The 8301-nt window shown below is 44.7% G+C and carries 5 protein-coding genes; 3 read left to right on the top strand and 2 right to left on the bottom strand.

Going from position 1 to position 8301, the window contains the following annotated elements:
• The first annotated feature begins 203 nt into the window (after nucleotides 1–203).
• Nucleotides 204–1478, top strand: coding sequence for an MFS transporter (locus tag ASG16_RS02030; protein ID WP_056492455.1), 1275 nt, complete (start codon nucleotides 204–206; stop codon nucleotides 1476–1478).
• 60 nt (nucleotides 1479–1538) lie between these two features.
• Here ASG16_RS02030 and ASG16_RS02025 read toward each other — a convergent pair whose 3' ends face one another.
• Both ASG16_RS02025 and ASG16_RS02020 read right to left on the bottom strand, forming a co-directional pair.
• Nucleotides 1539–2903 (bottom strand): sensor histidine kinase, encoded by a 1365-nt coding sequence (locus ASG16_RS02025; protein ID WP_056492452.1) that lies wholly within the window; start codon nucleotides 2901–2903, stop codon nucleotides 1539–1541.
• Nucleotides 2900–3625, bottom strand: a complete 726-nt coding sequence (locus ASG16_RS02020) for a response regulator transcription factor (RefSeq protein ID WP_056492449.1) — start codon at nucleotides 3623–3625, stop codon at nucleotides 2900–2902. The genes ASG16_RS02025 and ASG16_RS02020 overlap by 4 nt, the downstream gene beginning before the upstream one ends.
• 560 nt (nucleotides 3626–4185) lie before the next feature.
• Between ASG16_RS02020 and gyrA the strand changes: the two genes are divergently transcribed.
• Together gyrA and ASG16_RS02010 are read left to right on the top strand one after the other, a co-directional pair.
• A complete protein-coding gene (gene gyrA / locus ASG16_RS02015) occupies nucleotides 4186–6720 on the top strand; it encodes a DNA gyrase subunit A (protein ID WP_056492446.1) in 2535 nt (844 codons plus the stop codon).
• 165 nt (nucleotides 6721–6885) lie between these two features.
• On the top strand, nucleotides 6886–7971 hold the full coding sequence (locus ASG16_RS02010; RefSeq protein WP_198674179.1) for an HD-GYP domain-containing protein: 1086 nt from the start codon (nucleotides 6886–6888) through the stop codon (nucleotides 7969–7971).
• Nucleotides 7972–8301: the final 330 nt, after the last annotated feature.

The following is an 8301-nucleotide window of genomic DNA, read 5'->3' as shown; positions in this document are numbered from 1 at the left end:
GGTGATAGGTTCGGTGTGGAAGCGCGGTAACGCGTGGAGCTGACGAATACTAATCGGTCGAGGACTTATCCACACACTTAGCAACTGATCATGCAGATCCAGTTTTCAGGGAATAAAAGAAGCCATCCAGCTTGGATGGTTTTTTTGTACTATTTGAAAACTGAAATTTCTGACGTATTTTTTAAAAAAGGAGTCATGTCATTATGAAACAAGCTTCTTCGAGTCGGCTCCACTATGCTTGGATCATTGCCGGTGTCACCTTTTTTATCCTTTTGATCGGTGCTGGAATTCGCTCTGCTCCCGGTGTATTTATGGTTCCTGTTGAACAAGAATTTGGCTGGAGTCGTTCTTCTATCTCCATAGCGCTGTCCATTAATCTATTGCTATACGGATTGGTAGGCCCGTTTGCAGCAGCAGTCATGGATCGATTCGGAATAAGGCGAATCACGATCATTGCTCTTATCCTGTTAGCATTGGGTTCCTCTCTCACTACTTGGATGCAGGCCTCTTGGCAACTGACTGTACTTTGGGGAGTCGTTGTTGGACTGGGTTCAGGATGCACGGCTTCCGTATTGGGAGCGATGGTTGCAAATCGCTGGTTTGTGAAGCAACGCGGATTGGTTATGGGTATATTAACAGCAAGCGGTGCAACAGGACAGTTGGTATTTCTTCCTCTTCTCGCAAGCTTGGCTGAATCAGATGGCTGGCGTACGGCATCGTGGGTGATTGCAACAGCAGCGCTAATCTTGGTTCCGATTGTGGCAATCTTCATGCGTGATCGACCAAGTGAAAAGGGACTTCAGGCATTTGGCGCGACAGAAGCTGATCAGGAAATAGAAGACATCAAGCAAAACCCTTTTCGTGCAGCTGTTGATGGTTTAGTAAGAGGGGCTCGTTCCTTTGATTTTTGGTTGTTGGCTGGCAGCTTTTTTATTTGCGGTCTCTCTACAAATGGTTTAATCGGTACTCATTTTATAGCTGCTTGTATGGAGTACGGCATTCCAGCGGTAACGGCTGCAAGTTTACTCGCTCTCATAGGGATATTTGATATTATCGGCACCACGTTGTCGGGATGGCTATCGGATCGCTTTAACAATCGTTGGCTCTTGTTTTGGTATTACGGTTTACGGGGATTTTCGTTAATGCTGCTTCCAGCAGCGCTTTCCTCTTCTACGTTTACCCTGGGCTTGTTCATCGTTTTCTATGGCTTAGATTGGGTAGCCACTGTTCCTCCGACACTTAAGTTGACAACCGATATTTTTGGAAAACAGCAATCAGGAATTGTGTTTGGGTGGATACTGGCTGCACATCAATTAGGTGCTGCTGTGGCAGCTTACGGTGGAGGAGTCATTTATACCGTGTCGAATAGTTACTTTCTCATGTTTATCATTGCGGGAATATTTTGCTTGATCGCGTCTGTCATGGTTATGCGTATTGGCAGGAACGCGCTCACGGCGAAAATTTCCGGGAACATGTAGCGGTAAAGATATCGATTGAAAGAAAAACACCCGAGTAGACACTAGATACTCGGGTGTTAGTTAGTTTTCAGGCTGCGGATAAAAGGGAAGGATAATGCGGAAAACAGCGCCGTGGAGTGGACCATTTTCTGCTTGGAGACGACCGTGCGAACGTTCAATAATTGCTCGAGAAATAGCTAGCCCCAGTCCGACATCACCATTTTTTCCTTTCACAAAACGATGAAATAAATGAGGGAGAAGCTCTTCCGGGATGCCCTCACCATCATCTTGTACTTCTATTTGGAGCTGGCGTTTGCCTGGATTGATTTCGATCGTGATCTGATCCTTGGCATGACGCAAAGCATTTCCAATGATATTCAACAAGGCTTGAAGAAACTTTCCTTCATCGACGTACACTACGTCATTGGTTTTAGTCGAACGTACTGAAATCGTTACATTGTTTTGGAACTGCAAAGGGTGTAAGCGTTCAATGGCCCGATTCACTAGGTCAGTAGCGGAATGCCATGAGGGATCAAACAAATTCTCTTCGCCTTCAAGCTTGGCCAACAATATAATTTCAGTCACAATATGCTTCAATCGATTGGTTTCCTCTACGATGACATGAAAACCTTTTTCAGCAGCATCATCAACAAAAACGCCATCGCGAATTCCCTCGGCATATCCCTGAATGGACATGAGAGGGGTTTTTAGCTCGTGGGAAGCATTCTGTAAAAATTGCCGCTGGATTTCATGAAAACGATCGAGTTCTTGTGCCATGGAGTAAACACTATTCGAGACTTCAGCAATCTCACCGCGAGCAGGAATGAGCTGGACTTCGGAAAAACGCCGCGATTGAACCTTTTTAATTTCTCTCGTCAATTTATGCAGTGGCTTCACCATACTACGCGTAATAAAAAAGCTGAGCAAAATCGTGGATACGGCTCCAATCAAAACGATGAACAATATGTTATTCGTCATCTCCATACGAATCTCTTTTAGTCCACGGACAGGAGAGGCAAGAATCAGTCGTTGCTTTTCGTCGTTTTTAAAAGCCAAGTTAACGACCACGTAATCATCGCTACCGACCATCCATATGTTTCGATTTTGCCTTTTCTCCGCTTTCCGTTCAAGGGCATCCATCCATTCATTCAAATTGGAAGAAGGCAGGGACGTATAGAGTACTTTTTTCTTTTTGCCTAAGAGCAAAACTTCTATCTTGCGATTGGAAACGAGAAGCTTTTCGAGTTCTGCGACTCCCTCAGTTTCAATCTTTACTTTCGATTCGTCCATTTTTTCAATCCAGAATCGCCCTTTTAGGTTTAATTCATTCTTTTGCTGTTCGATTAAATTATCCAGCAAAAACGAATTGATCAGAACAGCGGATACCCCCATGACAAGACAGAGAAGAAGAGCGAACATCAACGTAATGCGAAATTGGATACTCATTCACCCTTGGTTCCTTCCAAAGTTCGCAGGCGATACCCAAAGCCCCAGACGGTTTCGAGAGGGATCTTGTCCAGCTTTTTTCGGATACGACGAATGAGATCATCAACCACTCGATCACTTCCAAAATAATCATATCCCCATATAAGAGAAAGCAGCTCATCTCGGGAAAAAGCCCGATTCGGATGCTCCGATAAAAGACTGAGCACCTGAAACTCTTTTGAGGTCACCTCTACTTCCTCCCCAAAAGAATATACCAGACGTTTTTCCTTATCTAATACAAGAGCGTTGTTAGCGGCCTCTTCCGGGTTACTGTCTTTCGCAGTGAAAGGGGATTCTTCCGCATGGGATTTCATCTGTTTCCAACGTTGGACTGCCCGATTCACACGTGCCACTAATTCACGAGGGCTAAAAGGTTTGGTGAGATAATCGTCACTTCCTAGCTCTAATCCTAGAATTTTGTCTACTTCTTCGTCGCGAGCAGAAACCATGATGATAGGCGTCTCTGATCCAGCACGAATACGTCGGCAAAACTCATAGCCATTCATACCGGGCAACATGATGTCCAATACCCATAGATCGGGGGGATTCTCTTGCTCTAAAGTAATAGCCTCTTCGGCTGATTCAACTGCAGTTGTAACATAGCCTTCCTTTTGCAGATAGGCTTCGACGATCTGACGAATATTGATGTCATCGTCTACGATAGCAATGTGAAAGGTCTTCATAGGATTCCTCCGTGAACCTTTAGATTCTCACTTTATTGTACATCGTCAAACGGACTTAAGCAGTTGTTGAAGGCATTTCCCACACTTTTCCCATACTTCCTGCATTTCTTACAAGAGTGTAAGGAAATTGAAACCCAAATCGATAGGACTAGGTTTTCATTCCCTGTAAAATCAAAGTACATTCAAAAAACGGAGGGATACACCATGAGAAAACTACTACAGATGATCGCGATTACGTTCGGATTGTTAATCGATACGAAGACAATGATTCACTCCTCCGAATTGGAAATGGTCGTGAAGCTGTAAAGATGATCATAAATACACGTGAAAAAACATGAACTTCTAGGCGCCAGAATGTAGGGGCCTTTTTTGTTTTGTGTGATGAACCAGTGTGAAACAGAGTTGGAATATTTAGGGATAATCCGAAATTCGTGAGTGCGCAGCCAAAATGTGTGGAAAATCTTGTGGAAATGGATTGATTCAACTGGATTTTTTGGACGTGTCCTCTCTCTATATGGTATAATGAAGTATTGTGATAACCAGTTGGAGGTTTACCCTTTATGGCAGAAGAAACTGCTCGGTTTCCAAAAGTCGATATTAGCCACGAAATGAGAGAATCGTTCATTAGCTATGCGATGAGCGTTATCGTCAGTCGGGCTTTGCCTGACGTTCGCGATGGTTTGAAGCCTGTACACAGGCGTATTTTGTATGCCATGCACGATATGGGTCTTACTCCTGACAAGCCGTTCCGTAAATCGGCAAACGTTGTCGGGGAAGTAATGGCGAACTACCATCCGCATGGTGACTCTTCCATCTATGAAGCGATGGTACGTATGGCCCAAGATTTTAACATGCGCTACATGCTGGTTGAAGGGCAAGGGAACTTCGGTTCTGTAGACGGCGACCCGGCAGCGGCGATGCGTTATACGGAGTCGCGTTTTTCCAAGCTCGCGCTGGAGCTTTTGCGCGATATTGATAAAGAAACGGTCGATTTCACTCCTAACTACGACGGACGCAAAGAAGAGCCGGTTGTATTGCCTTCTCGTTTCCCGAACCTGCTACTGAATGGTGCATCAGGGATTGCTGTAGGTATGGCTACCAATATTCCGCCGCATAACTTGACGGAAGTTGTTGATGGCGTCATTGCCATGATTGATAATCCTGATATTACGATTCAAGATTTGATGAAAATTATCAAGGGACCTGACTTCCCTACAGCGGGGGAAATTCTCGGTTACAGTGGAATTCGTCGTGCCTATGAAACAGGCCGTGGTTCCATTATTATGCGTGCCAAAACCCAGATTGAAGAGGATGGGAAAGGAAAACCGCGCATCATTGTAACAGAGATCCCTTATCAGGTGAACAAGGCTAGACTCGTGGAAAAAATTGCGGAACTAGTGCGCGAGAAAAAAATCGAAGGCATTACCGACCTTCGTGATGAGTCTGACCGCAAAGGTATGCGTATCGTTATGGAATTGCGCCGTGACGTCATTCCAAAGGTTGTATTGAACAATCTGTTTAAGCATACCCAAATGCAGTCTACATTTGGTGTGAATATGCTGGCACTCGTTGACAGTCGTCCGCGTGTATTGAATCTGCGTGACATGCTCTTTTACTATTTGGAGCACCAACGCGTTATTATCCGCAGAAGGACCGAATACGATCTCAAGCAAGCAGAAGCCCGTGCGCATATCCTGGAAGGCTTGCGCATTGCGTTGGATCATATTGACGAGATTATCAGCTTGATTCGATCTTCCCAAACCACAGAAGAAGCTCGCACAGGACTCATGGAAAATTACTCCTTGTCCTACGAGCAGGCACAGGCCATTCTCGATATGCGTCTGCAACGCCTGACTGGTTTGGAACGAGAAAAAATCGAGAACGAATACCAAGAGCTCATGGTGAAAATCGCTGAATTGCGTTCTATTCTTGCAGACGAAGCCAAAATCTACGCGATCATCCGCGAAGAGCTGGGTGAGATCAAAGAGAAGTTTGGTGATGCAAGACGCACGGAAATTACTTTCGATGAGAATCATATCGAAGATGCTGATTTGATCCCAGAGGAAGATGTCGTAATCACCCTGACGCATGACGGTTATATTAAGCGTCTGCCTGTTTCCACCTACCGTTCGCAAAAACGTGGTGGACGTGGCGTGCAGGGGTTGGGAACCAAGGATGACGATTTTGTCGAGCATCTGTACATTACCAACTCGCATGATTACATCATGTTCTTCACGAGCAAAGGGAAGGTTTATCGCCTAAAAGGATTCGAGATTCCTGACCTGAGCCGGACAGCGAAAGGTACCCCAATCATCAATCTCATTCAGATTGAAAAAGGGGAGCGGGTAAGTGCGGTAATCCCTGTGAAGGAGTTTGATCAAGAACATTTCCTGTTCTTTGCGACCAAGAAGGGGATTATTAAGAAAACCACGCTGGAGTCCTATGAAAATATTCGTAAAGGTGGACTGATTGCGGTTAACCTGCGCGAAGATGATGAGTTGATTGGTGTTCGTCTGACGGATGGCCAACAAGAAATCATCATGGGTACTCACAAAGGCATGTCTGTCCGTTTCAATGAGGGAGACGTACGCACGATGGGACGTAACGCCACCGGTGTGAAGGGGATTACCCTTGACGACGATGATGATGTCATCGATATGGACGTTATTAAACCAAATGCAGAAGTACTCATTGTAACGGCTAATGGTTACGGAAAACGGACGCCTGTTGATGAATACCGCATTCAATCTCGTGGCGGTAAAGGAATTAAGACACACAATGTAACCGATCGAAGCGGTCCGGTCGTTGGGCTGAAAGTGGTTGAGCCTGAAGAAGATCTGATGATTATTACCACTTCCGGTATCATCATTCGCACAGAAATGAAAGGTATTTCTGTGATGGGGCGTTACACGCAAGGTGTGAAACTGATCCGTTTATCTGAAAATGAGCAAGTAGGATCAGTCGCTAAGTGTCCTCCAACTGAGGATGAGGATATGTCGGATGAAGATGCGGAAGAGAGAATCGAAGATCTGCAAGACGGAGAGACTGTCGAAGCAACCGAGCCTACCGAACCTACTGAACCGACAGAGGAATAAAGAAAATCACGACGAAAGCGTCCCGCATAATGTGGGGCGTTTTTTCGTGTAAGTGCTGAAAGTTTGCCCTGCCCAGTGCTTTTTTCCTGCAAATGGTTTGGGTTTAGAGTAAAATTGGGAAATGGATACTATATCATTAACAAGTTGGATCGGGTGGTGAGCAGGTTGCCCAATGTGGAAGTGAAACAACTGACTCTTGGAGCGAAATTGGCTGAAGATGTATTTACAGCATTGGGAGGCATTCTTTTTGCAAAAGGAACCCCTCTCTATGAAAGAGAAGTTCAATTCTTAGAAGCGTTCATGATCAAGCAGGTACAAGTAGAGGATTCAGGAGGGGCTGTGACTGACCAAGGTGAACCCACTAAGGTAGATACGCCAGAAGCTTCTGAGAAGTTTACCCAAACGAAACCTGTGTTTCAGGAGTCATTTGATAAAGCAGTGTCTACACTAAAAAATTTGATGACCCGCGTACAAGGCGGCAATAACATACCAGTTATGGAAGTCAGGGAAGTTGTTACGCCGATTATTACGGAGTTTCAGCAGCAACCACAAGTTATTCTCTCCCTTCGGCACTTTGCAAGGATGGATAGCTATGCCTACGAGCATGCCATAGCGGTTGGGATTATTTCTTATATGATTGCAAAATGGGTCAAGGTGCCTGAAAAGGAATGGATGCAGGTCGCATTGGCGGGTACGTTGCTCGATATAGGAAAAACGAAAATTGATCGGCGGATTTTGCAAAAACCAGGGAAGCTTACGCCAGACGAATTCGAAGAGATGAAGAAGCATACCGTGTATGGCTACCAAATTATTAAGTCATCCCACGGTTTAAGTGAAGGTGTAGCATTAGCGGCTTTGCAACATCATGAGCGAGAAGATGGTTCAGGCTATCCACTAGGTTTGCCTGGTTCTAAACTGCATTTATACAGTAAAATCGTCGCTGTGGCCGATGTGTATCACGCAATGAGCTCGGATCGTGTGCACCAAAAGGCGTTGTCTCCCTATCAAGTGGTGGAGCAATTAGTGCAGGATAGCTTCGGGAAACTTGATCCTACCATTGTTCGGACATTTGTGGAGGGGATCACTCAATTCGCTGTAGGAACGCTCGTTGAATTAAGTGATGGGACCATTGGGAAGATCGTATTTACAGATCGAAATCACCCAACGAGACCACTGGTCGAAACAGGTGGAAAAATCGTAAACTTAGTCGAAGCTCGACATTTATCTATTGTGAGAGTAATGGAACAGTAACAGAGAGAGGCGAGTGATTCGCCTCTCTTTTAATGTGATTTAAAGAAATTCAATTTTATTATAAAAACCTCTTGTGTTGTTTAAAAATACGTGATAAGATACTTCTTGTCGCTTCGGTTGAAGCAACACTTCAAGAAGAAATGTTACGAAAGCTATTTACTTCTTGAGCATTGTTTGATAAAGTATTGAATTGTCGCGCTAAGCGGAACAAGATTTTTTGAAAAAACATCTTGCAAAAGCCTAGACGGTATGATAAGATAGAAAAGTCGCCTCGAGAGAGAACGACAAAATGCTCTTTGAAAACTGAACAGCGAAAGCGTTAATGAGTCT

The sequence above is a fragment of the Brevibacillus sp. Leaf182 genome, assembly GCF_001423865.2.
Taxonomy (GTDB): Bacteria; Bacillota; Bacilli; order Brevibacillales; family Brevibacillaceae; genus Brevibacillus; species Brevibacillus brevis_C.
This window is presented reverse-complemented; position numbering and strand designations above follow the sequence as displayed.